The 23409-nt window shown below is 66.0% G+C and carries 22 protein-coding genes, 1 tRNA gene and 1 pseudogene; 15 read left to right on the top strand and 9 right to left on the bottom strand.

The features are described from left to right. Positions 1-65: 65 nt before the first annotated feature. Positions 66-770: an alpha/beta fold hydrolase gene (locus tag ACFPOB_RS06630; RefSeq protein WP_377796896.1), complete on the top strand. Its 705-nt coding sequence runs from the start codon at positions 66-68 to the stop codon at positions 768-770. A 3-nt stretch (positions 771-773) separates the two neighbouring features. Here ACFPOB_RS06630 and ACFPOB_RS06625 read toward each other — a convergent pair whose 3' ends face one another. The 3 genes from ACFPOB_RS06625 to parE form a co-directional block, all read right to left on the bottom strand. Next, the gene (locus ACFPOB_RS06625; RefSeq protein ID WP_377796894.1) at positions 774-1034 is read right to left on the bottom strand and encodes a hypothetical protein; all 261 of its coding nucleotides are present in this window, start codon (positions 1032-1034) and stop codon (positions 774-776) included. A gap of 115 nt (positions 1035-1149) precedes the next feature. Then, complete coding sequence (locus tag ACFPOB_RS06620) at positions 1150-2064, bottom strand: LysR family transcriptional regulator (protein WP_377796892.1); 915 nt, start codon at positions 2062-2064, stop codon at positions 1150-1152. Positions 2065-2232: 168 nt separating this feature from the next. Further along, the gene (parE, locus tag ACFPOB_RS06615; protein ID WP_377796890.1) at positions 2233-4296 is read right to left on the bottom strand and encodes a DNA topoisomerase IV subunit B; all 2064 of its coding nucleotides are present in this window, start codon (positions 4294-4296) and stop codon (positions 2233-2235) included. A gap of 302 nt (positions 4297-4598) precedes the next feature. Here parE and ACFPOB_RS06610 point away from each other — a divergent pair, with 302 nt between their 5' ends. Both ACFPOB_RS06610 and ACFPOB_RS06605 read left to right on the top strand, forming a co-directional pair. Beyond that, entirely contained in the window at positions 4599-4799 is a 201-nt protein-coding gene (locus ACFPOB_RS06610) for a hypothetical protein (protein WP_377796888.1), read from the top strand. Positions 4800-4862: 63 nt separating this feature from the next. Beyond that, on the top strand, positions 4863-6080 hold the full coding sequence (locus ACFPOB_RS06605) for a glycosyltransferase family 4 protein (RefSeq protein ID WP_377796886.1): 1218 nt from the start codon (positions 4863-4865) through the stop codon (positions 6078-6080). Here ACFPOB_RS06605 and ACFPOB_RS06600 read toward each other — a convergent pair. The 4 genes from ACFPOB_RS06600 to ACFPOB_RS06585 form a co-directional block, all read right to left on the bottom strand. Continuing rightward, positions 6050-7204, bottom strand: coding sequence for an acyltransferase family protein (locus ACFPOB_RS06600; RefSeq protein WP_377796885.1), 1155 nt, complete (start codon positions 7202-7204; stop codon positions 6050-6052). The two genes, ACFPOB_RS06605 and ACFPOB_RS06600, sit on opposite strands and share 31 nt — an antisense overlap. An 8-nt stretch (positions 7205-7212) precedes the next feature. Next, a complete protein-coding gene (locus ACFPOB_RS06595) occupies positions 7213-8151 on the bottom strand; it encodes an FkbM family methyltransferase (protein ID WP_377796883.1) in 939 nt (312 codons plus the stop codon). A 202-nt stretch (positions 8152-8353) separates the two neighbouring features. Then, positions 8354-9763 carry a type I glutamate--ammonia ligase gene (gene glnA / locus ACFPOB_RS06590; protein ID WP_092153837.1) on the bottom strand — a complete coding sequence of 470 codons (1410 nt, stop codon included), beginning with the start codon at positions 9761-9763 and terminating at the stop codon, positions 8354-8356. Between the two features lie 96 nt (positions 9764-9859). After that, positions 9860-10198, bottom strand: coding sequence for a P-II family nitrogen regulator (locus tag ACFPOB_RS06585; protein WP_057192756.1), 339 nt, complete (start codon positions 10196-10198; stop codon positions 9860-9862). A gap of 282 nt (positions 10199-10480) precedes the next feature. Here ACFPOB_RS06585 and ACFPOB_RS06580 point away from each other — a divergent pair, with 282 nt between their 5' ends. Then, complete coding sequence (locus ACFPOB_RS06580; RefSeq protein ID WP_377796881.1) at positions 10481-12028, top strand: NAD(P)H-hydrate dehydratase; 1548 nt, start codon at positions 10481-10483, stop codon at positions 12026-12028. 32 nt (positions 12029-12060) lie between these two features. On the opposite strand, the gene ACFPOB_RS06575 is transcribed toward ACFPOB_RS06580, so the two are convergent. Beyond that, entirely contained in the window at positions 12061-12618 is a 558-nt protein-coding gene (locus ACFPOB_RS06575; RefSeq protein ID WP_377796879.1) for a PRC-barrel domain-containing protein, read from the bottom strand. 192 nt (positions 12619-12810) lie between these two features. On the opposite strand from ACFPOB_RS06575, the gene ACFPOB_RS06570 reads away from it, so the two are divergent. After that, a complete protein-coding gene (locus ACFPOB_RS06570; RefSeq protein WP_377796877.1) occupies positions 12811-13068 on the top strand; it encodes a hypothetical protein in 258 nt (85 codons plus the stop codon). A 534-nt stretch (positions 13069-13602) separates the two neighbouring features. Further along, positions 13603-13944, top strand: a pseudogene (locus ACFPOB_RS06565) (transposase); the annotation flags it as partial. Between the two features lie 596 nt (positions 13945-14540). Here ACFPOB_RS06565 and ACFPOB_RS06560 read toward each other — a convergent pair. Beyond that, positions 14541-14615 (bottom strand) — tRNA-Lys (locus ACFPOB_RS06560). Positions 14616-14944: 329 nt separating this feature from the next. Between ACFPOB_RS06560 and ACFPOB_RS06555 the strand changes: the two genes are divergently transcribed. The 9 genes from ACFPOB_RS06555 to lpdA all read left to right on the top strand — a co-directional run bounded on the left by ACFPOB_RS06555 (position 14945) and on the right by lpdA (position 23312). Then, complete coding sequence (locus tag ACFPOB_RS06555) at positions 14945-15256, top strand: FtsB family cell division protein (RefSeq protein ID WP_377796875.1); 312 nt, start codon at positions 14945-14947, stop codon at positions 15254-15256. Between the two features lie 382 nt (positions 15257-15638). After that, positions 15639-16736 (top strand): pyruvate dehydrogenase (acetyl-transferring) E1 component subunit alpha, encoded by a 1098-nt coding sequence (gene pdhA, locus ACFPOB_RS06550; protein WP_377796874.1) that lies wholly within the window; start codon positions 15639-15641, stop codon positions 16734-16736. A gap of 67 nt (positions 16737-16803) precedes the next feature. After that, positions 16804-18222 (top strand): pyruvate dehydrogenase complex E1 component subunit beta, encoded by a 1419-nt coding sequence (locus tag ACFPOB_RS06545; RefSeq protein ID WP_377796872.1) that lies wholly within the window; start codon positions 16804-16806, stop codon positions 18220-18222. Positions 18223-18247: 25 nt separating this feature from the next. Next, positions 18248-18610, top strand: coding sequence for a hypothetical protein (locus ACFPOB_RS06540; protein WP_377796870.1), 363 nt, complete (start codon positions 18248-18250; stop codon positions 18608-18610). After that, positions 18601-19971 carry a pyruvate dehydrogenase complex dihydrolipoamide acetyltransferase gene (locus tag ACFPOB_RS06535; protein WP_377796868.1) on the top strand — a complete coding sequence of 457 codons (1371 nt, stop codon included), beginning with the start codon at positions 18601-18603 and terminating at the stop codon, positions 19969-19971. The genes ACFPOB_RS06540 and ACFPOB_RS06535 overlap by 10 nt, the downstream gene beginning before the upstream one ends. A gap of 14 nt (positions 19972-19985) precedes the next feature. Beyond that, positions 19986-20471, top strand: a complete 486-nt coding sequence (locus ACFPOB_RS06530) for a hypothetical protein (RefSeq protein WP_377796866.1) — start codon at positions 19986-19988, stop codon at positions 20469-20471. Between the two features lie 155 nt (positions 20472-20626). Beyond that, positions 20627-21325: an SGNH/GDSL hydrolase family protein gene (locus ACFPOB_RS06525; protein WP_377796864.1), complete on the top strand. Its 699-nt coding sequence runs from the start codon at positions 20627-20629 to the stop codon at positions 21323-21325. 101 nt (positions 21326-21426) lie between these two features. Continuing rightward, positions 21427-21870, top strand: coding sequence for an endonuclease domain-containing protein (locus ACFPOB_RS06520; RefSeq protein WP_377796862.1), 444 nt, complete (start codon positions 21427-21429; stop codon positions 21868-21870). Positions 21871-21872: 2 nt separating this feature from the next. Further along, positions 21873-23312: a dihydrolipoyl dehydrogenase gene (gene lpdA / locus ACFPOB_RS06515; RefSeq protein ID WP_377796860.1), complete on the top strand. Its 1440-nt coding sequence runs from the start codon at positions 21873-21875 to the stop codon at positions 23310-23312. The last annotated feature ends 97 nt before the right edge of the window (positions 23313-23409 follow it).

Raw genomic sequence — 23409 nt, 5'->3', positions numbered from 1 at the left:
TGCAATGCAGAAAAAACAGGGCAAAGTCAACATTCTAGCGAAGTTGCTGAAGGATGGGTGTGGTTATGGCGAAGACTCCGGAGCCTCTGGTCCTGATTCCGGGGCTGAACTGCACGCCGGCGCTCTATGCTCCGCAATGGCCAGCCTTGGCATCCGGCCGGCAAATTCTGGTCGCCGAGACCGCCGCCGACGACACGATCGCCGCCATGGTCGAGCGGCTGCTGTCGGCTGCGCCTGAACGTTTCGCCCTGTGCGGGCTGTCGATGGGCGGCTATATCGCCTTCGAGGTGATGCGGCGCGCGCCCGAACGGGTGACGCGGCTTGCTCTGCTCGACACCACCGCAAAGCCGCCGACGCCCGAGACGAACATGCCACGCGAGCAGATGATCGCGCTGGCGGAGAAGGGGGCCTTCGACAATGTCGTGACGGTGCTCTGGCAGAAGCTCGTCGCGCCCGGTCGTCTCGCAGACGAGGCGCTACGGCTCGCCGTGAAAGCCATGGCCGAGGCGGTCGGCGCCATGGGCTTCATTCGCCAGCAGCGCGCCATCATGGGCCGTTCCGATGCGCGGCCTGTCCTCGCGACGATTTCCGTTCCGACTCTGGTCGTGGTCGGCGCGGAAGACGCGATCACCCCGCCGGACGAAGCGCGCGAGATCGCCGCGGGCGTCGGCGCGAAGGCGCGTTATCTGGAAGTGCCCGGCTGTGGCCACCTGTCGACGCTGGAGACACCCGAGATCGTCACGCGGGCGCTGCTCGACTGGCTGAGCTGAGCCTCAGCGCGGGGCCACGCACGGGTCGAGCTTGGTTTCGCTGGCGCGCTTGACGATCGAGCCGGTGATCTGCGGGTCGATCGCTTGGCCCTTTGTCGCGGCCTGGGCGATCTGGCGCAGCGCGTCGCGATCGAGTTGCGCCGTCTGGCTCGAGACGAAATTGGCGGCGACGACGGAGAGGAAGGCGATCGCCGCGCCGGCCTTGGCGACATCAGCGACCATGGTGCCGCGCTGATTGCGCAGGAAGGCGATGACGAGGCGCATCGCTGCTCTCCGAATATTCAAGCAAAGGCGCCGAGCGCCGACAGGGAAATTCTGCGCCGACCCCTGTAAAGACTTGGTTAGCGCGGCCCCAGCGCGATCGATGGAATTCGAATCGTCAGGTGCGGCCTTCCAGCCGGCCACGATGTTCGCGGAAGAGCTTGCGCAGGGCCTCCTGCGTGGCCAGGACCGCCGCCCGTTGCCGGCTGCTCTCATGCGAGACCAGAAAAATCTCGTCGGCGGTCGCTTCGGGCGGTTGCTCCAGCCGGACAAGTGTCGCATCGCCATCGGCCAGGAAGCAGGGCGCCATCGAGACCGCGCCGGACGAGCGGATGCTCTCGTAGCGCGCGGCGGAATCGCCGACGCGGGCGGCGATCGGCCGGCCGGCCGCCCAGGCGAGGATATGCTGCTCGATCCGCGACGACACGTCCCGGCTGACCGAGATCACCGGCGCGGTCGCCGGGTCGACATCGCGGCGGACATAGAAGGCCTGCGCCAGCTTGCCGACCTTCTGGCCGAAATAGCCGGCTTCTCCCGGCGGCTTGCGCATGCGGATTGCGATCTCGGCGTCGCCGCGGGCGAGGTCGAGCCGTTCGCGGGTGCTGATGATGACGATCTCGATTCCGCCTGCGGCGGCCGAGAGGCGGGCGGCGTGCTGGGTCAGGAACAGGCTGATCGAGGTCGTCGCGGTGATGCGGACGGGTGCGTCATCGCGAACGCACGCAGCGTTTGCCCGCGCCTCGAAGCGCGCGACGGCCTCGGCGGCGGCAGCTGCGTCGGCGGCGAGCGCAAGGCCGATCTGCGTCGGGATCAGCCGATTGGCGCCGCGCTTGAACAGGGGCAGGCCGAGTCGGGCTTCGAACGCCTTCAGCCGTCGCGCGACAGTGGTTTCACTCAGCCTGAGAGCAATCGCCGCCAGAGAGAGGCCGCCGCTGCTGGCGACGGCGTGGAAGATTTCGAGATCGGCCCAGAGCGAGGCCTGTCCCGAGGTTTGGGCATCGCGTCGAGGTGGAGCGGCAGGAGGCTCGCCCATGCGCTCAGCGGCCAGAGATAGGGCTGGGGGCGGCCACGGCGCCCTGCGTAGTCATGGTCGCCATCGTGGGGATCGGTCGGCATGCGCGCAGGATGGGCGCATGCGCGCTATGAGGCAGCCCGGCAGGCTTGCGGGGGAGCCCGGCCGGCGAGCCGTCCAGGCTTCGCCTCACAGGTCGATCAGCTCCCCAGCGAAGGCGGCCCGCTCCTGAATGAAGAGAAAGCGCGCCTCCGGCTTGTTGCCCATCAGCCGCTCGACCGTGTCCGAGGTCTCCTCCTTGGCCTCATGGTCGACCATGACCTTGAGCAGGATCCGCTTCTTCGGATCCATGGTCGTCTCCTTGAGCTGGGCCGGCATCATCTCGCCCAGGCCCTTGAAGCGGCTGATCTCCGGCTTCTTGCCCTTGAAGACGGTATCAATCAGCTCGTCCTTATGGGCGTCGTTACGGGCATAGACGCTCTTGCCGCCATGCTGGAGCCGATAGAGCGGCGGCACAGCGAGGTAGAGATGGCCCTTCTCGATCAGCCGCGGCATCTGGCGCCAGAAGAAAGTCACCAGCAACGAGGCGATATGGGCGCCGTCGACATCGGCGTCGGTCATCACGATGACCTTCTCGTAGCGCAGGTCGTCCTCGCGGAACTGGCTGCCGATACCGCAGCCGAGCGCCAGGATGAGGTCGGCGAGCTGCTGGTTCGCGTTGAGCTTGTCGCGCGTCGCATTGGCGACGTTGAGGATTTTGCCGCGCAAGGGCAGGATCGCCTGCGTGGCGCGGTCGCGCGCCTGCTTGGCCGAGCCACCGGCCGAGTCGCCCTCGACGATGAAGAGCTCCGAGCCGGCCGCGCCGGCCGAGCTGCAATCGGCCAGCTTGCCGGGGAGCCGGAGCTTGCGCGTCGCGGTCTTGCGCGAGACTTCCTTCTCGAGGCGGCGACGCTGGCGCTCCTCGGCCCGGTCGACCGACCAATCGAGCAGCTTCAGCGCCTGTTGCGGCGAGGCGGCGAGCCAATGGTCGAAGGCGTCGCGCATCGCGTTCTCGACGATGCGGGCGGCTTCCAGCGTCGCCAGCTTGTCCTTGGTCTGGCCCTGGAATTCCGGCTCGCGGATGAAGACCGAGAGCATGGCGGCGCAGGTCGCCATCACGTCGTCGGCGGTGACCTGCGCCATGCGCTTGGACTGGCCGATGCGCTCGGCATGGTCGCGCAGGCCGCGCAGCAGGGCGATGCGCAGGCCCTGCTCATGCGTGCCGCCTTCGGGCGTCGGGATCGTGTTGCAATAGGAGGAGGAGAACCCGTCCTCGCCGGTGGCGAGCCAGGCCACCGCCCATTCGAGCGAGCCGTGGCCACCTTCCTTGGTGATCTTGCCGGAGAAGATCGGCTCGGCGACCAGGTCCTTGCCCTCGATCTCGCGGGCGAGATAGTCGCGCAAGCCCCCGGGGAATTTGAACACGGCCTCGGCCGGGACATCGCCCTCGGGCTTCAGACGCGAGGGCGCGCAGCGCCAGCGGATCTCGACGCCGCCGAAGAGATAGGCCTTCGAGCGGGCCATGCGGAAGAGCCGCGCCGGCACGAAATGCGCGCCTTCGCCGAAGATCTGGGCGTCGGGAAGGAAGCGCACGCGGGTGCCGCGCCGGTTCGGCGCCCGTCCGACCGTCTCCAGCGGCCCGAGCGGCAGGCCGCGCGAGAAACTCTGGCGATAGAGCATCTGGCCGCGAGCGACCTCGACCTCGACCAGGTCGGAGAGCGCGTTGACCACGGAGACGCCGACGCCGTGCAGGCCGCCAGAGGTCTCGTAGACCTTGGAGTCGAACTTTCCGCCGGCATGAAGGATCGTCATGATCACTTCGAGCGCCGACTTGTCCGGGAATTTCGGATGCGGGTCGATCGGCATGCCGCGGCCATTGTCGGTGACCGCGAGCGAGCCGTCGGCGAAGAGCTCGACATCGATGAAGCTGGCATGGCCGGCGACCGCCTCGTCCATGGCGTTGTCGATCACCTCGGCGAAGAGGTGATGCAGCGCCCGCTCATCGGTGCCGCCGATATACATGCCCGGCCGGCGCCGCACCGGCTCCAACCCTTCGAGCACCTCGATGGCTGAGGCGTCGTAGCCGGCCTCGGACGGCGTGCCGACGCGCGGGGCAGGGGCAGGGCGCGCGGCCGGCTTCGGCGCAGGGGCCGGCGCAGGCGCTTCCGCGCGCGCATCCTTGCCGCCGTCGTCGCCGAAGAGATCGTCCGTCATCGTCGCCGCACTCGCTGATTCGCTGGGTCCGCAGGATATCGTATCGGCCCCACGGCCGCTTGTCGGGGCCCCTATAGCCCGTCGCTTCTCCGCAATAAACCGATCGGTCTGCCGCCGAAAGTCAGGATGGACGCAGCTGTCGCCAAACCGTCATTCGGGAATGCCAGAGCGAGTTTGCGGAACCGCTTCCGCTGCTCGCGGGTTCAGCTGCCGTTAACGGCGGCGATTTCATCATCAACATGCGAATCGTAACTGGTTCCGGTCGCGTATTCGGCTAAGCTGGCTTCAGGGGGGAAGGTCACGTGGCGTCGCGTTCCGCAGTACCGAAGGTCTGTATCGCTGGCCTCGAACGGGCCGCGCGCTTTGCCGGTGAAGCCTTTGCTTATGAGGAATGCTCCGGCCTCGAATTGCGACGAGATGCGGAAGCCGCGCAATTGCGCCGGCTCTGGTGGGCCGCCGCCATCGTCGCGCTGATCGGCCTGGCGCTCGTCGCCTTGCGTTGAGGCGCTGTCAGCGCTTCCTCAATCTTTGAACGCTAGAAGAGCCTCGGTGGGGGGCTCTCTGCAATGCGCGTGGTCATCGTCAGCGATTTCGGCTCGGTCAATGGCGGCGCCGCCAAGGTCGCGATCGAGAGTGCACGCGGGCTTGCCGAGGCCGGCGTCGAGATCGTCTTCGCCTGTGCGATTGGCCCGGTGTCCGAGCGGTTGGATCACCCGCTGATCAGTGTCGAGCTCTACCCAGGCGAAGAGATCTGGCAGGTCGGCAACAAGGTGGCGGCCGCTCGGCAGGGTATCTGGAACACTCCCGCCCATGCTTTCCTGACCGACCTTCTCGCGCGCCAGCCGCGCGGCGAGACGCTTGTGCACCTGCATCAATGGACCAAGGCCTTCAGCCCGGCTGCCATCGCGGCTGCCGGCGAAAGCGGCCTGCCCGTCGCAATCACCATGCACGACTACTTCTCCTTCTGCCCGGTCGGCGGCTATTTTGATTTCAAGGCCGGAGCGCCCTGCCAGCAGACGCCGATGTCCGTCGGCTGCATCACCGCCAATTGTGACCGTGCCTCCTATATCCACAAGCTCGTGCGCGTCGCCCGGCAATGGCGTTCGGACGAGGCGATGCGCAAGCTCCGCGCACCGCTCTTCATTCATGTCAGCGACTTCGCCCGCCGTTTTGCCGAGCCCTTCCTGCCGAAGCAGGCCCAGCATGCCGTGGTCGAGAACATGATGGAGGCGCAGAAGCGCCGCCCCGTCGACGTGGCGAAGAACCGCCACGCGTTGTTTCTCGGGCGCTTCACGCAGGAGAAGGCCGGCGACATCCTCGCCCTTGCCGCGCAGGATGCCGGCATGCCCGTGCGGTTCGTTGGCGAGGGGCCGCTCGCTGAGGAGATCGCCCGTCTCAATCCTCAGGCCGAAATCCGCGGCTGGGTTCCGGCCGAACAGGTCTTCGACGAGATCGCGGCGGCACGCTGCCTCGTGCTGCCCTCGCTCTGGTACGAGCCGGGCCCGCTGGTGATCGCCGAGGCGCGTTCGCTCGGCGTGCCGGTCGTGCTCTCGCGGACCACCGGCCCTGCGAGCTGGATCGAGGACGGCGAAGACGGGATCCTGGTCGAAGGTGGCGACAGGACAGGGTTGGCTAAAGCCCTGGGTCGATTGATTGACGACAACGCCGCCGCGCGCATGGGGGCAGCTGCCTATCGCCGCTATTGGGACGACCCCCTGACGATGCAGCGTCACGTCCGGCGGCTGATCGAGGCCTACCGGCCGGTGCTCACCGCCGCGGCCTGAGGCGAGACGGTCGCTGGATCTTCCGGTGCCTCCGGCCGACCTTTCGCTTTGCCCTGCAGCAGCCGCGTCATCGGCTGCTCGAACAGTAGGTAGATCGGGATCGCCGCCAGCGATGCCGCCACGACGCACAGCACGGCATAGACCCAGAGGGGCCAGGCGGGATCGGCGAGCTTCAGCCAGACCTCGCGCAGCGAGCGGATGACCAGCGGGTGGCTGAGATAGAGCGCATAGGATGCGTCGCCGAGCAGGATCGCGATGCGCGTCGGCGCCAGTCTCGGCAAGCTCGGTCCGAGTGCCGCAGCGGCGACGAGCATCAGGGCGGGTAGCCCCACCACAAGCGGGCGCAGTTCCGCCGCACTGCCGGAATTCAGCACGGACCCAACGATCCCCGCCGTGGCCAGGAGCAACGCCGCTGGCGCGGGCAGGCGCCAGCCGGCCTGGCGAGCCAGCGCCAGATAGCAGCCCATCAAGAATTCCAGGATGATCGGATCGCTCCAGAACATCAGCTGGGTCTGCTGGATGTCAAAGGCGAAGCGCGCCGTCACCGCTGCGGCAAACAGCACGCTCAGGACCGCGATCGCTCGCTTCGCGGGCAGGAACATCACACCCGCTAGCGCGACGTAGAACAGCATCTCGTAGTTCAGGGTCCAGCCGAGCGCCAGGAGTGGGCGGATTTCCGCCACCGGCGCGCCGACGCGCCATTCGGGGATGAAAAGATAGGAGCTGACGATATAGGACAGCGAGCCGACGGGGATTGTGAGCAATTGCGGGAGGAGCAGCCCGGTGATCAGCAGGAGCGTCGTCAACGCCCAATAGAGCGGGACGATCCGGATCAGCCGGCGGCGCAGGAACTGCCAGGCCGCTCCCGGCTTGGCGAAATTCCTGCCCGAGACATAGACCATGATGAAGCCGGAGATGACGAAGAAAACGTCGACGCCGAAGGTCCAGTCCAGCTTGAGGCCAGGCGCCCCGACGCCTCGGCCGGCGGCGACGACCCCGGCATCGTGCAGGGCATGGCCGATGACGACGGTGATCGCCGCGAAGGCCCGGCAGACTTGAAGATTCTCGAGCAGGGGAACGGCGGTTGCCGGTATGGCTGTCGGTGCGTCCCGACGGCGTGACATCGGCGCACCTATAGCGAGACTTCAGGCCATTGCTTCGGATCGCGGAGGGCGATCAAATTGTAGCCTTTGGTGCGATCGCATTTGTAGGCGTCGAGCTCGTCGGCCTTCGTGATCGGAACCGTGCGATCGTCGAGCAGCAGATGCACGGCAAGCCCGCGCTCCGCGATGATGTGCCGGGTCAGGGCATGCGTCGGGTCGGAGCCGTGATCCTCGTAGATCACCAGCGCACCCTTGCGGAGCGCCTGCTCCATCCCGGCCAAGGCCTCGCGCTCGACGTCTTCAACGTCAAGCTTGACCACGAGCCGGCGCTTCGCCCAGCCGCGCTGATCCAGCAGATCATCGATCGAGGTCGAGATCACGATCTCGCCGTTCGAGGCTTCGCCCTCGGCTGCGATGCCCCTGGCCTCATGCGCCTCGGCATTGAGCCTGACCTCGATGCCGGAACGATCGAAAATGGCGCGATGGATGGTCTCGATCTTGTCCGCATGCGGCGCGGCGTTGGCGGCCAGGCGGGCATAGGTGGAGGCAGAGGCTTCGATCGCGAGGACCGGCTTGCCGCCGCCGGTGCGGGAGGCGACGAAGATCGACCAGTAGCCGATATTGGCGCCGCAATCGACGAATCCGTAGTCGACGCCGGCCAGCGAGCGCAGCAGGCGCGCCAGCTCCGGCTCATGGTCGTAGGAGCGCAGCAGCATCCGGTTCCAGTAGGGATCGCTGGCAGGAAAGCTGATCTGCGCGCCGGGGCCGAGCGCGATGGTCGCGGTCCGTCCGCTCCAAGCGACGCGGCCGACCAGCCGGCAAGCCTTGTAGAGCCCGCGCTGCTGCAGGGGGCGGGAAAGCGCGCCATAGACATCGAGCGCGCCGACCAGGGTTCGGGTGCCGAGGCTGCCGGCGACGAGGCGGCCGGCCGAGCGGTCGAAAGCGATGGCGGACGGGGTAGGAGCCATTGCGGCGCTCCGGAAGCTGACGGATCGCAGACTGCTTACTGCGAAAACTCTGCCAGCCGGTAAAGGCGATTGCCGAAAAGGGCGCCGATGGCGCTAACGAATAAAAAACCGGGGCGTCGCCGCCCCGGTTTACAAGGTGGACTGCGGATCGCCGCAGTCGGGAGGAAATCCTGGCCGAGCCGAAAGCTCGGCCGGTAAAGGCTCAGTAGGAATAGTACATCGTGAATTCGACCGGGTGCGGCGTCATCTCGAAGCGCGCGACGTCCTGCATCTTCAGCTCGATATAGCTCTCGATGAAGTCGTCGGTGAAGACGCCGCCGGCCTTGAGGAAGGCGTTGTCCTTCTTCAGCGCATCGAGCGCCTCGCGCAGCGAGCCGCAGACGGTCGGGATCTTCTTCAGCTCGCGCGGCGGCAGGTCGTAAAGGTCCTTGTCCATCGCCGGGCCGGGATCGATCTTGTTGAGGATGCCGTCAAGGCCGGCCATCGTCAGCGCGGCGAAGGCGAGATAGGGATTCGCCATCGGATCGGGGAAGCGGACCTCGACGCGCTTGGCCTTCGGCGAGGTCGTCCACGGGATACGGCAGGAGGCCGAGCGGTTGCGCGCCGAATAGGCGAGCAGAACCGGCGCCTCATAGCCCGGAACAAGACGCTTGTAGGAGTTGGTCGACGGGTTGGTGAAGGCGTTCAGCGCCTTGGCGTGCTTGATCACGCCTCCGATGAACCACAGGCACTCCTGCGACAGGTCGGCGTACTTGTTGCCGGCGAAGAGCGGCTTGCCACCCTTCCAGATCGACAGGTGGACGTGCATGCCCGAGCCGTTGTCGCCATAGACGGGCTTGGGCATGAAGGTCGCGGTCTTGCCGTAGCTCTGGGCGACATTGTGGATGGCGTACTTATAGACCTGCATCTGGTCCGCCATATGCGTCAGCGTGTCGAACTTCATGCCGAGTTCGTGCTGGGCCGAGGCGACCTCGTGGTGATGCTTCTCGACCTTGACGCCCATCGCCGCCATGGCAGCGAGCATCTCGCCGCGCATGTCCTGCGCAGAATCCTGCGGCGGAACCGGGAAGTAGCCGCCCTTGATCGCGATGCGGTGGCCGAGATTGCCGCCTTCGTATTCGGTCTGGCCGTTGATCGGCAGCTCGACGCTGTCGAGCTTGAAGCCGGTGTTGTACGGGTCGGCCGAGAACTTGACGTCGTCGAAGACAAAGAATTCGGCTTCGGGGCCGACATAGACGGTATCGCCGATGCCGGTCGACTTGAGGTACGCCTCGGCCTTCTTGGCCATGCCGCGCGGGTCGCGGCTATAGGGCTCGCCGGTCGCCGGCTCGAGCACGTCGCAGTTGATGACCATGGTCGAGGCCGAGAAGAACGGGTCGATGCAGGCCGTCGACGGATCGGGCATCAGCAGCATGTCGGACTCGTTGATTGCCTTCCAGCCGGCGATCGAGGAACCGTCGAACATCGTGCCTTCGGCGAAAATCTCCTCGTCGATCATCGAGACGTCGAAGGTGACATGCTGCCACTTGCCACGCGGATCGGTGAAGCGGAAGTCGACGTATTTCACGTCATTGTCCTTGATCGCCTTCAGGACCTCTTTGGCGTTCTTCATCTCACGACTTCCTTTGTCGACTGCTAGGGTCTCACGACAGACGTTGCCTGCGGAGCTCCGCCGGCGCACGCATTCATTGGCTGTTGGGGAAATTCCTCAGATCGCGTCCGCGCCGGACTCGCCGGTACGGATGCGGATCGCCCCCTCCACGCTCGATACAAAAATCTTGCCATCGCCGATCCGGCCGGTCTGGGCGGCCTTCTTGATCGCTTCGATCGCACGCTCGACCATGTCGTCGGCCAGCACGATCTCGATCTTCACCTTCGGCAGGAAGTCGACCACGTATTCGGCGCCTCGATAGAGCTCGGTATGGCCCTTCTGGCGGCCAAAACCCTTCGCCTCGAGCACCGTGATGCCCTGGAGGCCGACCTCCTGCAGCGCCTCCTTCACCTCGTCGAGCTTGAAGGGCTTGATGATCGCTTCGATCTTCTTCATGCGCCGACCGACCTCCGTGGCGTGAGCTTACAGCACTGTACGCAGCCTTCTTCCGTTCTGACCATGGCGGCCGGCCCGGATCAACTCGGCGCGTCCGACAAAACCTCGCCTGAACTGCTCATAGCATCGGCGCAGGCGGGCCGCCATGACGCCCCCCGGGGCAAACCGCCTGTTGAGCAGGCGAAAAACCGTCCAAAAATTATGCATCTGCCCATAACGCGTGCAATCACAATTCCCGCGCTGGTTCTTGCCCCTGTCCTCGGGCTGACTGACAATCCGCGCATGACTGTGTCGCCTCCCGCCGCCCTTGCTTTGCTCAGCGTCGCCGAGATGGCGCGGGCGGATGCGGCGACGATCGCCGCCGGCATGCCTGGCATTGTCCTGATGGAAAAGGCGGGCAGGGCCGTCGCCGACGCGGTGACGCGGCGCGTCCGCCCTGGAGCCCGCGTCCTGGTCCTTTGCGGCCCCGGCAACAACGGCGGCGACGGCTTTGTTGCGGCTCGTCTCCTGGCGGAGCGCGGTTGTCACGTGACGCTGGCGCTCGCCGGAAAGCGGGCGGCCCTCGACGGAGACGCCGCGCTGGCGGCAGAGCGCTGGACCGGAGCGATCGAGACGAGCGGGGGTGTAGAGCCGGCTCGGCATGATCTCGTGATCGACGCACTGTTCGGCGCCGGCCTCAGCCGACCGATCTCCGGCGAGACCGCGGTCCTGATCGAGCGCGTCGACGCGGCAGGGCGAACCGTCATCGCGGTCGACGTGCCGAGCGGCGTCCATGGCGACACCGGCCTCACCGAAGGCCCCGCCGTTCGCGCCGATGAGACCGTGACCTTCTTCCGGCTGAAGCCCGGCCATCTGCTGCATCCCGGCCGGGCACTCTGCGGCGTGCTCACGCTGGCGGACATCGGCATCCGGCCCGAGGTTGTCTTCGCGCCGGGCGGAATCGCGCCATCCGCTTTCCGCAACGGTCCGGCGCTGTGGCGCTCTCAACTCCCCGACCACGCGACCGATGTCCACAAATACGGCCGCGGCGTGATGGCGATCGCAGCAGGCGGGCTGTCCGGGGTCGGAGCGCCACGACTGGGGGCGCGCGCGGCGCTGCGCATCGGCGCGGGCCTGGCGACGATCATCTGCCGGCCGGAGGCATTGGCGGCTCATGCCGGGCGCGGCCCGGACGCCCTGATGCAATCGGCCGCCGCGGACGCGGCCGCCTTCGAGGCGGCATCGAGGAGCCGCAAGCTCGACGCAGTGCTGATCGGCCCCGCACTCGGGCTCGACGCCGAAGCGTGCGCCTGGGTGGAGGTTGCATTACGGCAGAGCTGGCCCTGCGTCTTCGATGCCGATGCGCTCACGCATATCGGGGCACGGCAGCCGGGGTTTGCCGACCTGCTCAGCCGGCGCTCCGGCGTTGCCGTGCTGACGCCGCATGAGGGCGAGTTCAAGCGACTGTTCGGCGAAGCGGGGGGCTTTGCGGCGGCGCGCGGCAAGCTCCAGCGGGCGCGGCAGGCGGCCACGCAGACCGGAGCGGTCGTCGTGCTCAAGGGCCCGGACACGGTGATCGCAGCTCCCGATGGGCGGGCCGCGATCAACGAGACCGGGTCGCCCGCTTTGGCGACAGCCGGTTCGGGCGACGTTCTCGGCGGCGTCGTCGCCGGCCTGCTGGCGCAGAAGATGCCGGCTTTTGAGGCGGCCTGTGCGGCAGTCTGGCTGCATGGCCGCGCCGGCGAGGAGCTCGGCAGGGGCCTCATCGCCGACGACCTGCCCGAAGCGTTGCCACAGCTATTGGCGCAGCTCTACGACGATCCGGCAGGCAGGAAAAAGCCCGCCCCGTGAGGGGCGGGCTGTCATTGGCAAAACGACCTCAATTAACGGGCCGCGTAGGTCACCGCGGGAGCAGAAGTCAGCTGCTCCTTGGTCATCGTGATCTTACCATGGTCCGGATACATCTCCGCGCCCTTCTTGGCGGACGGCGCCGCGTTCGTCGCCGTGCTGCCGCCCGCGCCTGTCCCGCCGGCCGGCGCAGGTGTCACCATCGGCTCCTCGCTCCACTGCACCTGCTCGAAGGGGATCGCGACATCCTTCGTGCCGATGCCGAGGAAGCCCCCGACGCCGACGGTGACCAGCTCGATCTTGCCGGTCTTGTCGAACACCACTTCGGTGACGTCGCCGACCTTCTTGTTGTCGGGACCATAAATGTCGACGCCCATCAATTTCGACGCCCGCCATTTGCCCTGGCCGGCGAGATTGTTTTCCGGGGCCTTGGCGGTCTCGGCCGCAGGCGCCGGAGCTGCCGGCGCACTCGTCGACGGCGAGGTCGGCTGCGGGCTCGGCGGCTGGTTCGAGGGCGAGCTGGTCTGCGCAACGGCGGCGGCAGCAAGCATGACGCCGCCGATAGCCGTCAGTGCAACGTGACGCTTGTACATCGGTATCCTCCTATCGTCTCCGCATCTGCGGGATGATTGGACAACGCGGAAGCGACGTTTTGGTTCGCGTATGGGGAGCATGCGCTTGCCGTTTGACGGATTGGGGGGCCCGCGAGGGAAGTCGGCTTAGCGCTTCAGTAAGGCCTGTGCGCTTTTCTCGCGGCTCGTCATGACGGCTCGGAGCCTGACAGGATGCGCAGGAATCTCATATGTCTCGGCCTCGCCGCTGTCGGCATGATCGCGACGACGGCCCCCTCCGCGGCCTTCTGGCAACGGTCGCAATGGCTGGCCTGCTCCGAGGCTGCGACCGCGGCGGATTACCAGCGCTGGCGCTGCTGGGAGCTCGATGGCTACGCGGGGGAGATCGCGCCATCCGAAGGCCGCGCCTTCGGGAGGCCGCGGCAACCTCGTGGGACGCAGCCGGGCGGCATCGTCGAACGTCTGGGCTGAGATGGTACGGCGGAGCGCCCTGCCCATCCCAATGAAGGATTTCCGGCTTCTCGCCTTGCCTCATGCTGGCGTCGTCCTGCGGAGAAGCCTGTATGCCGATCAGCCCCCATATCCAGCGCGGGCTTTCGCAAAGACCTGACGGCGATAGGCTCGGCGCGCGAGATTCGTGAATCGCTGGTCAAGAACGGCCCGGGCACCGTCCTGCGACCCCGGATCAGCGGCAAGAGCTGTCGCGCGAGTTCAAGCCGACCGCGCAATCCATCGCGAACTGGGTCCATCAAGCTGATCGCGATGCCGGCAGACGCAGCGACGGCGCGACCGCTGCCGAGCGCGAGGAACTGATCCGCCTTCGCCGCGAGAACCAGCGCCTGCGCCGGGAGCGCGATATCCTGTCAAAGGCGGCAGCCTGGTTCGCGCGGGAGAGCAAGACGAACCCGAGCGGGTTTTCCGGTTCATGAGGGCGCGCCAAGCCGTCTTCCCGATCAAGACCATGGCCCGCCTCTTCAAGGTCTCCGCGTCAGGCCAATACGCCTGGCGTGGCAAACCTGCCTCGGCGCGGGCGACAATCCAGAATGCATGCGCTCGAAAGCCAGCGTCGCCGCGTTTGCGGTGTCAGTCCCGTTCCGGCATCTTCCGGCAAGACAGTCCGGCATCGCCTGAACCGCGGCGGCGACAGCAGCGCCAATAGCGCCCCGCATATCATCGCGATCGGTCGGTTGAGGACTAATCAGAGGACGAGGAAGTTCGTCGCCAGGCGCATTGCCGATGGGCATTCCAAGCTCGGCCATCCGCTCCAAACGCTACCTCGCCCGTGAGATCGTCACCCTCATCATGCAGCGCCATAAGGAGATCAACGCCGCCCGCATCGCCGCTTGACAAACGGAATAGCGTCCGGGGCTTGCGATAGACCTCGCTGGCCTTCGGCAACCGCTGCAAAGACGCTGGCGTCAGGCCCTCGACCGGTTCGGTCGGCGACGTCTGCGACAACGCCATCTGCGAAAGCTTGGGATGCGAGCTGCTCGACCTGAACCGCTTCCGCTCGCACAGCGGGCTCGGATGGCCGTCTTCAGCCCACCGATGTCGGGCTCTTATGCCTGGCTGAAAGTGACGACAGGCGCGGTTCAGCGCTCATCGACTATCCATTATCGGCCACGACGCAGCAGGGCGGATAGGACGCCCCACATTCCCAATGCCGCACTCGGCCCGCCCATGCGGGTCGCGACGAGGCTTAGGATGGTGGATACACCACGAGAATACCGTCCGCTGGTTGCGAGCTTTGTCAGATAGGCGCCAACGGCCTGCCCAGCGAGAAATCGAAACATCTTCGTCGTTCTCCGTGATTGCGAGACGAAAACGATTCGACTGCGTTCAGCGTTCCATACGCCGCAGGCGCTTGTGCCGCGCTCTGGCTACAAGGTCGCTACAAATTTTATAGCCAGGGCCTCAAATTCTTCCTAAGTACCTGATTTTGTTGGTGAGCGGGGAGGGGATCGAACCCTCGACCACATGATTAAAAGTCACGTGCTCTACCACTGAGCTACCCGCCCTCACTGGGGCGCTGACATAGGCAGCTGGCGCGCGGCGGTCAACATCGTTCCGTCGGGCGCATGGTGGCAGAGTTCGCGACGATGGTCGACGAACGCAAGGACCGGCGCGGCTTTGGCGGCCGCGCGGATGTGCTGGAGCGCTTGGAGCAAGGCGTTTGCGTTCAGGGTGCAGGCGCTGATCATGCTCGCGCTTTGATGCTTACGCGTCCGTTACGAACGAGCGGGGACCGCTGCGCGCTCGCCCCCCCGCTCGCACTGCGGACCCGGTCCCGGCGGGCGCGGCGCGCTTCGTTAACGCTGCATCAACCAAGCGACTCTAACGTGGCCGCATGGTCATTCGCCGCGGCCTCCGCTCCGTCCTCATCACGCTCGCGCTTTATCTCGTGTCGAGCGCAGTGGTCGGCTATTTTCTGTTCCATGCCCAGCATGGCGCTCGTGGCCTCGAGGCGCTCGGCGGATTGCGCGAGAAGCTCAGCGAGATGGATGACGAGCTTGCGGAGCTGGCCAGCGAGCGGCAGGATTGGGAAAAGCGCCTGAACCTGATGCGCGACGAAGCAGTGGATCGCGATCTGCTCGAAGAGAGGGCTCGGGCCATGCTCGGCCGTGTTCATCGCAACGACGTCGTCGTCATGGGACGCTGAGGCGATCCTGCGGAGTCAGAGCATCTCCGCACCTCTCCAAATCGCGCAAGCGCTCTAAGTCCTTGTCTCGTCGCATTGTCTTGACGCGGGCCGGTGTCCGCTTCGCTCGAAAGTGCTTGAGATCGCGGTCGGCCCGGCGATGTCGGCGCAAGGCAAGGAACAGCTTTGCCCATTTGGCCCGCATCGGCCTGATCAAGCGGGCTTCGAGCCGGCTTTCCTTGCGCCAATAGTCGCAGAAAGATCGATTAACTTATAATCGGTTAAATCTCATTATACGAAGTATTACAATACATTAGACTATGTTGCAGTGCGAGATGCCCGTCTCGCCAAGGCTTTGGGCTTCCTCTACAACCAAGGCAGGAGAGCTCGGGGAGAACCGTTCATGGCCATTGCCGCACGGAAGACGAAAGCAGGGGCGCCCGCGAAGGCTGGCGCAAAGGCGCCGGCAAAGACCGCGGCCAGGAGCGCCCCGAAAGGTGCGGCCAAGGTGATCCCCAACGTTCCGACCTTCACCAAGGAGGAGGAGCTTCACGCCTATCGCGAGATGCTGCTGATCCGCCGCTTCGAGGAGAAGGCCGGCCAGATGTACGGCATGGGCCTGATCGGCGGCTTCTGCCATCTTTATATCGGCCAGGAAGCCGTGGTCATCGGCATGCAGATGGCGTCCAAGGACGGCGACCAGGTCATCACCGGCTATCGCGACCACGGCCACATGCTCGCCTGCGGCATGGAATCGCGCGGCGTGATGGCCGAGCTGACCGGCCGGCGCGGTGGCTATTCGCGCGGCAAGGGCGGCTCGATGCACATGTTCAGCCGCGAGAAGAACTTCTATGGCGGCCACGGCATCGTCGGCGCCCAGGTCTCGCTCGGCGCCGGCCTCGGCTTCGCCAACTGGTACCGCCAGGACGGGCGCGTATCGATGGCCTATTTCGGCGATGGCGCCGCCAATCAGGGTCAGGTCTATGAGAGCTTCAACATGGCCGAGCTCTGGAAGCTGCCGGTCGTGTTCGTGATCGAGAACAACCGCTACGCCATGGGCACTTCGGTGAACCGCGCCTCGGCCCAGACCGATTTCTCCAAGCGCGGCGTCTCGTTCGGCATTCCCGGCGAACAGGTCGACGGCATGGATGTCCGCGCCGTGCGCGAAGCCGCCAGCCGCGCCATTGAGCATGCCCGCTCCGGCAAGGGGCCTTACATCCTGGAGATGCAAACCTACCGCTATCGCGGCCATTCGATGTCCGACCCGGCGAAGTACCGCTCCAAGGACGAGGTCCAGCGCATGCGCGAGGAGCACGATCCGATCGAGCAGGTGCGCGGCCGCCTGATGCGCGAGCACAAGCTTGGCGAGGACGAGTTCAAGGCGATCGACGCCAAGGTGCGCGAGATCGTCAACGACGCGGCCGAGTTCGCGACGCATGATCCGGAGCCGGACGCCTCCGAGCTCTACACCGACATCCTGCTGGAGCCGGCTCAGGCCTGACGCCGCGCCTAGCCTCCTTTCCCGACATCGAGGCCTTAGCGGCCGCTCCAGAACTCCGGGTGTGTAAATGCCGATCGACATCCTGATGCCCGCCCTGTCGCCGACCATGGAACAGGGCAAGCTCGCCAAATGGCTGAAAGCCGAGGGCGACAAGATCAAGGCCGGCGACATTATCGCCGAAATCGAGACAGACAAGGCGACCATGGAGGTCGAGGCGGTCGATGAGGGTGTCCTCGCCAAGATACTGATCGCCGATGGCACCGAGAACGTCGCGGTCAACACGCCGATCGCGGTGATCGCCGCTGACGGCGAAGACGTATCGGCCGCAACGAGTGACGGTGGCAAGGCGCAGCCGGCGCCACAGGCTGCTGAATCCGCGCCGCCGGCCGCTACGGCGGAAGCACCCAAGGTCGAGCCTGCGCCGAAAGCTGAGTCGGCCGTCGCCGCGCCGCCGCAGCCCAAGGCGTACGACGCCTCCTCCGAGTTCCCGGCCGGCGCCGAGATCGTGCACATGACCGTCCGCGAGGCGCTGCGCGACGCCATGGCCGAGGAGATGCGGCGCGACGCCGATGTCTTCGTCATGGGCGAGGAAGTCGCCGAGTACCAAGGCGCCTACAAGGTCACCCAGGGCCTGCTGCAGGAGTTCGGCGCGCGCCGGGTGATCGATACCCCGATCACCGAGCACGGCTTCGCCGGCATCGGCGTCGGTGCGGCGCTGACCGGCCTCAAGCCGATCGTCGAGTTCATGACCTTCAATTTCGCCATGCAGGCGATCGACCACATCATCAACTCGGCCGCCAAGACGCTCTACATGTCCGGCGGCCAGATGGGCTGCCCGATCGTCTTCCGCGGTCCCAACGGCGCAGCCGCGCGTGTCGGCGCGCAGCACAGCCACGACTATGCCGCCTGGTACTCGAACGTTCCGGGCCTCAAGGTGGTGATGCCCTACAGTGCCTCGGATGCGAAGGGTCTGCTAAAGAGCGCGATCCGCGATCCCAACCCCATCATCTTCCTTGAGAACGAGATCCTCTACGGCCGCTCCTTCGACGTGCCGAAGGGCGACGATTTCACGATTCCCATCGGCAAGGCCAAGGTCGTGCGCCCTGGCAGCGACGTCACCATCGTCTCCTTCGGCATCGGCATGACCTATGCGCTCGGCGCCGCCGAGGCGCTGGCCAAGGAGGGGATCGAGGCCGAGGTCATCGATCTGCGCACCATCCGGCCGATGGATATCGAAACGGTGATCGCATCGGTGCAGAAAACCAATCGCTGTGTCGCGGTCGAGGAGGGCTTCCCGCAGTCCGGCGTCACCGCCGAGATCGGCATGAAGATCATGGAAGCGGCCTTCGATTATCTCGACGCCCCGGTGGCGCGCGTCACCGGCAAGGACGTGCCGATGCCCTACGCCGCCAACCTCGAGAAGCTGGCGCTGCCGAACATCGGCGAGGTCGTCGCGGCGGCCAAGGCCGTCTGCTACCGGGCCTGATGTCATGCAGGTGACGATCGGAGCCATGTTGGTTTCGGTCGGCCTCGCGTCGATCGGGGGGCTGGCGGCCTATGCTTATGTCCGGCCCCGGAAACGGCTGGCGCATCGCCCATTGACTCCGGCGGACCTCGCCACGACGCGGCTCCACCTGCATCGTGTCGACCTGCTCGCCTTCGTGCTCGCCGCAGCCGGCGTGCTGACGCTGGTCCCGGAAAGCGTCCAGGCTTTCGCGCCCGAACTCATGGCCGGCAAGACACTGGCCGGCACGGCGCTGGAGCATCTCGACTATATCGCCTTCGTCATCGTCTCCGTCAGCTTCGGCATGGGCGTCGCCCGCCGTTTGCTGTTCATCGCATTGGAAAAAGCGAGCCTCCAGCCATGCCCGTGAACATCCTGATGCCCGCGCTTTCTCCGACGATGGAGAAGGGCAATCTCGCCAAATGGCTGAAGAAGGAAGGCGACACGATCAAATCCGGCGACATTATCGCCGAGATCGAGACCGACAAGGCGACCATGGAGGTCGAGGCGGTCGACGAGGGCATTCTGGCCAAGATCATCGTGCCGGAGGGCACGGCCGACGTCGCCGTCAACGAGGTGATCGCCGTGATCGCCGGCGAGGGCGAGGACGCCACGAGCGTCTCGCCCCCCGCCAAGGCCGAAGCTCCGAAAGCGGAAGTGCCCAAGGCCGACGCCGCCAAGCCGGAAGCGCCCGCTCCGAAGGCGGAGGCCAAGCCTGAATCGACGCCGCAGGTCACAGCCGAATCTGGCTTCAACACCGCTGGCAAAACGGTCTCGGGCGATCGCCCCTTCGCCTCGCCGCTAGCGCGCCGCCTCGCCAAGGAGGCCGGCATCGATCTTAGCAAGGTCCAGGGCTCGGGCCCGCATGGGCGCATCGTCGAGAAGGACATCGCGGCCGCCAAGCAGGGCGGAGCGGCCAAGGCCGCGCCGGCCACTGCCGCGGCCGGCGCTCCTGCTGCACCCAGGCCCGCCGCCGCGCCGCTCGCGACCGGTCCCTCGGACGAGCAGACCAAGAAGCTGTTCGCGCCGGGCTCCTATGAGGAGATCCCGCATGACGGCATGCGCAAGACGATCGCGCGCCGCCTGACCGAAGCCAAGCAGACCATCCCGCATTTCTACGTCACGCTGGACTGCGAGCTCGATGCGCTGCTGAAGCTGCGGGCGGAGCTCAATGCCGCAGCGCCGGAGAAGGACGGCAAGCCGGCCTACAAGCTCTCGGTCAACGACATGGTGATCAAGGCGCTCGCTCTGGCGCTCAAGGCCGTGCCGGACGCCAACGTCTCCTGGACCGACGGCGCCATGCTCAAGCATAAACATGCCGATGTCGGCGTCGCAGTGTCGATCCCGGGCGGCCTGATCACCCCGATCGTGCGCGACGCCTGCCACAAGACGCTGAGCCAGATCTCCAACGAGATGAAGGACATGGCGGCGCGGGCGAAAGCGCGCAAGCTGAAGCCCGAGGAATATCAGGGCGGCACCACGGCGGTCTCGAACCTCGGCATGTTCGGCGTCAAGGACTTCGCCGCGGTGATCAATCCGCCGCATGCGACGATCCTGGCGGTCGGCGCCGGCGAGCCACGCGCCGTCGTCAAGGGCGGCCAGCTCGCGGTCGCGACCGTGATGTCGGTTACGCTCTCGACCGACCACCGCGCCGTCGACGGCGCGCTCGGCGCCGAGCTGCTCCAGGCCTTCAAGGGCTATATCGAGAAACCGATGGCGATGCTGGTATAGAGCGGCAGGCCGCCATGCCCGGTGAGCGCAGCAGCCCGAGTGCCGGCAATCGTCTCGCGGTTGTGTCCATGGTGATCGCGGTGCTGTCTCTCGGAGCCTCGCTGCTGCAGAATCTGAACTATGCCCGCAGCATCGACAGCGTCCAGCGCAACATCCTGCGGACGGAGAGTCTACGAACCTGCAAGGAGCTAATCGAAATCTTCTTTCGCTTCCGACTGAAGGCGGAGGCGGCGAACATGGCCGGTTCTGACGGCATGGCGGCAGTCGAGCTCAGGGCACTCGTCTACCAGTTTGGCGCACTGGGCACGTTTCTAGCGAATTTCCGCGTCGAAGTCGCGCGTGAACGCTACTCGGCGCTCACCTGGCAGCTCAACCAGATCGCCAACGAGGCGACGACGCTTTCGCAGCCCGAATTCGCTAAGCTGTTCGGCGAAGCCGACAAGCAGTTCACCACGATCAACGAAGATTGCGTCAAGGCCGCTACCGGCCATCTCCTGTGACCGACACTGCGAGGGAGGAACTCGATGCTCGATTACGTCACTAGCGTCTCAGCTCCAGACCGCTCCCATGTCGCGGTTTGCGCGCGCGCAAGCCGCTCGCGGGAACCTATTGACCGGTCTGGAAGGCAGATGCCGAAGGTTGATGGGAATCGGCGATGACCCGCCAGGCCCGCATCCTCGCCTTCGGCGATTCCCTCACCTGGGGCCGGATCGCCAACCGGCCTGAGCGGCATGGCGACGATGTGCGCTGGCCGCGCGTGCTTGAGAAGGCGCTCGGCGGCTACGCCATGGTGATCGAGGAGGGGCTCAACGGCCGGCGGATCGCGCTCGAGGATCCGCTGCGCCCCTATCGTTCCGGCATCTCGCTGCTGCCGCTCTTCATCGAGTGCCACGCACCGCTCGACCTCGTCATCCTGATGCTCGGCACCAATGACTGCCAGCGCCAGCACTCGCTGGCGCCCTACGACGTCGCCCGCTCGATGCGCATGCTGGCGCAGGTGGCGCAGCGTCCCCCGGTCGAGCCCGGCATGCCGGTGCCGGAGGTGCTGATCGTCGCGCCGCCGGTGGTGCGCATGCCCGATGATCCCGACCACGAAGCCAACTTCTTCATGGAGGGCGCGCCCGAGAAGATGGCGCTGCTGGCGACCTATTATCGCCGCATCGCCGACGAGATCGGCGCCAGCTTCTTCGACGCAGCCAAGGTTGCGACCGTGACCGGCGAGGACGGCATCCATCTCGACGCCGACAACACCCGTGCCATCGGGCTGGCATTGGCGCCGGTCGTTGACGGCCTGCTCGGCCTGCCGCTGCCGGCGCGCGGACCGGCACTGCGGATCGCCGGACGCGTGGGATGATAGTGCGACAGGTCGTCCGCGCACGCGGTAACCCCTCCCCCTTGTGGGGAGGGGCAGGGGTGGGGGTCGTTCTGCAGCGCTTGTCGGTAGCGGAGTGTGTGATGCCGTGGGTGCAAGCCAAGGATCGCATTGCGAGCGGCGCTGCCAAACGCAATGCTCCGACGCTTCGGCGCGCTCCGACGCAACCCGAGAAGCGCCTCTGGATGCTTCTCCGCAGGCGCTTGCCCCAACAGGGGCGGCATTTTCGCCGGCAGGTCGCGCTCGGGTCGTATGTAGTCGATTTCGTCTGCTTCGGCGCTCATCTCGTCATTGAGGTGGATGGCGACCAACACGGACATGACGTCGCTGCTCGTTATGACGCAGAGCGTTCCACCTGGCTCGAATCCCAAGGCTTCCGTGTCTTGCGCTTCACCAACCGGCAAGTGATGACCGACGCCGATATGGTGGTCGATACGATCTTCGCCGCCCTGACGAACAATCTCGAACCTAGTCATACCACCCCCACCCCCAACCCCTCCCCACAAGGGGGAGGGGAGGAGCGCTAGCCATGGCTGACTACGACATCATCATCATCGGCTCCGGCCCCGGCGGCTATGTCGCGGCGATCCGCGCGGCGCAGCTCGGCTTCAAGACCGCGATCGTCGAGCGCGAGCACCTCGCCGGCATCTGCTCGAACTGGGGCTGCATTCCGACCAAGGCGCTGCTGCGCTCGGCCGAGATCCTGCACTATGGCCAGCATGCCAAGGATTACGGCCTGACCCTCGAAGGCTCGTTCAAGGCCGATCTGGAAGCGGTGGTGAAGCGCTCGCGCGGCATCGCGGTCCGGATGAACAACGGCGTCCAGTTCCTGATGAAGAAGAACAAGGTCGACGTGATCTGGGGCGAGGCCAAGCTCACCAAGGCCAACACCATCGTCGTCGCGCCGACCAAGAAGCCGGCCATGCAGCCGCAGGGGCCGATCCCGAAGGGCGCCAAGGGCGAGGGCACCTATACCGCCGACCATATCATCGTCGCGACCGGTGCCCGCCCGCGCGTCCTGCCGGGCCTCGAGCCTGACGGCAAGCTGATCTGGACCTATTTCGAGGCGCTGGTGCCGCCGACCATGCCGAAATCGCTGGTGGTGATGGGCTCCGGCGCGATCGGCATCGAGTTCGCATCTTTCTATCGCACGCTCGGCGCCGAGGTGACAGTGGTCGAGATCATGCCGCAGGTCGTCCCGGTCGAGGATGCCGAGATCGGTGCATTCGCGCGAAAAGCCTTCGAGAAGCAGGGCATGAAGATCCTGACCTCGACCAAGGTCACCAAGGTCGAGAAGGGAGCGAACTCCGTCACCGCCCATGTCGAGGACGAGAAGGGCAACAAGCAGACGATCACCGCCGAACGGATGATCTCGGCCGTCGGCGTCGTCGCCAATGTCGAGAATCTCGGCCTCGAGGCGCTCGGCGTGAAGCTCGACCGCGGCGTGATCGCGATCGACGGGCTCTGCCGTACCAATGTGAAGGGCGTCTATGCGATCGGCGACGTCGCCGGCCCACCGATGCTGGCGCATAAGGCCGAGCATGAGGCGGTGATCTGCGTCGAGGCGATCAAGGGCCTGCACCCGCACCCGATGGACAAGGCGATGATCCCGGGCTGCACCTATTGCCATCCGCAGATCGCTAGCGTCGGCCTGACCGAGGCGAAGGCCAAGGAGGCCGGCCACCAGCTCAAGGTCGGCCGCTTCAACTTCGTCGCCAACGGCAAGGCGGTGGCGCTCGGCGAGGACTCAGGCATGGTCAAGACGGTGTTTGACGCCAAGACCGGCAAGCTGCTCGGCGCGCATATGGTTGGTCCCGAAGTGACCGAGCTGATCCAGGGCTTCGTCGTGGCGATGAACCTAGAGACCACCGAGGAAGAGCTGATGCACACCATCTTCCCGCATCCGACCCTGTCGGAGACGATGAAGGAGGCCGTGCTCGACGCCTATGGCAAGGTGCTGAACGCCTGAGTCCTTCCGTGATTGCGAGCGTAAACGAAGCAATCCAGAGCATAGAGCTCAGCCGCCGCTGGATTGCTTCGTCGCACCGCTCGTAGCAGTGACGGGA

The organism is Allobosea eneae, from assembly GCF_042657265.1.
Taxonomy (GTDB): Bacteria; Pseudomonadota; Alphaproteobacteria; order Rhizobiales; family Beijerinckiaceae; genus Allobosea; species Allobosea eneae.
The sequence above is the reverse complement of the archived record's forward strand: the minus strand, read 5'-3'. Positions and strand labels throughout refer to the sequence as shown.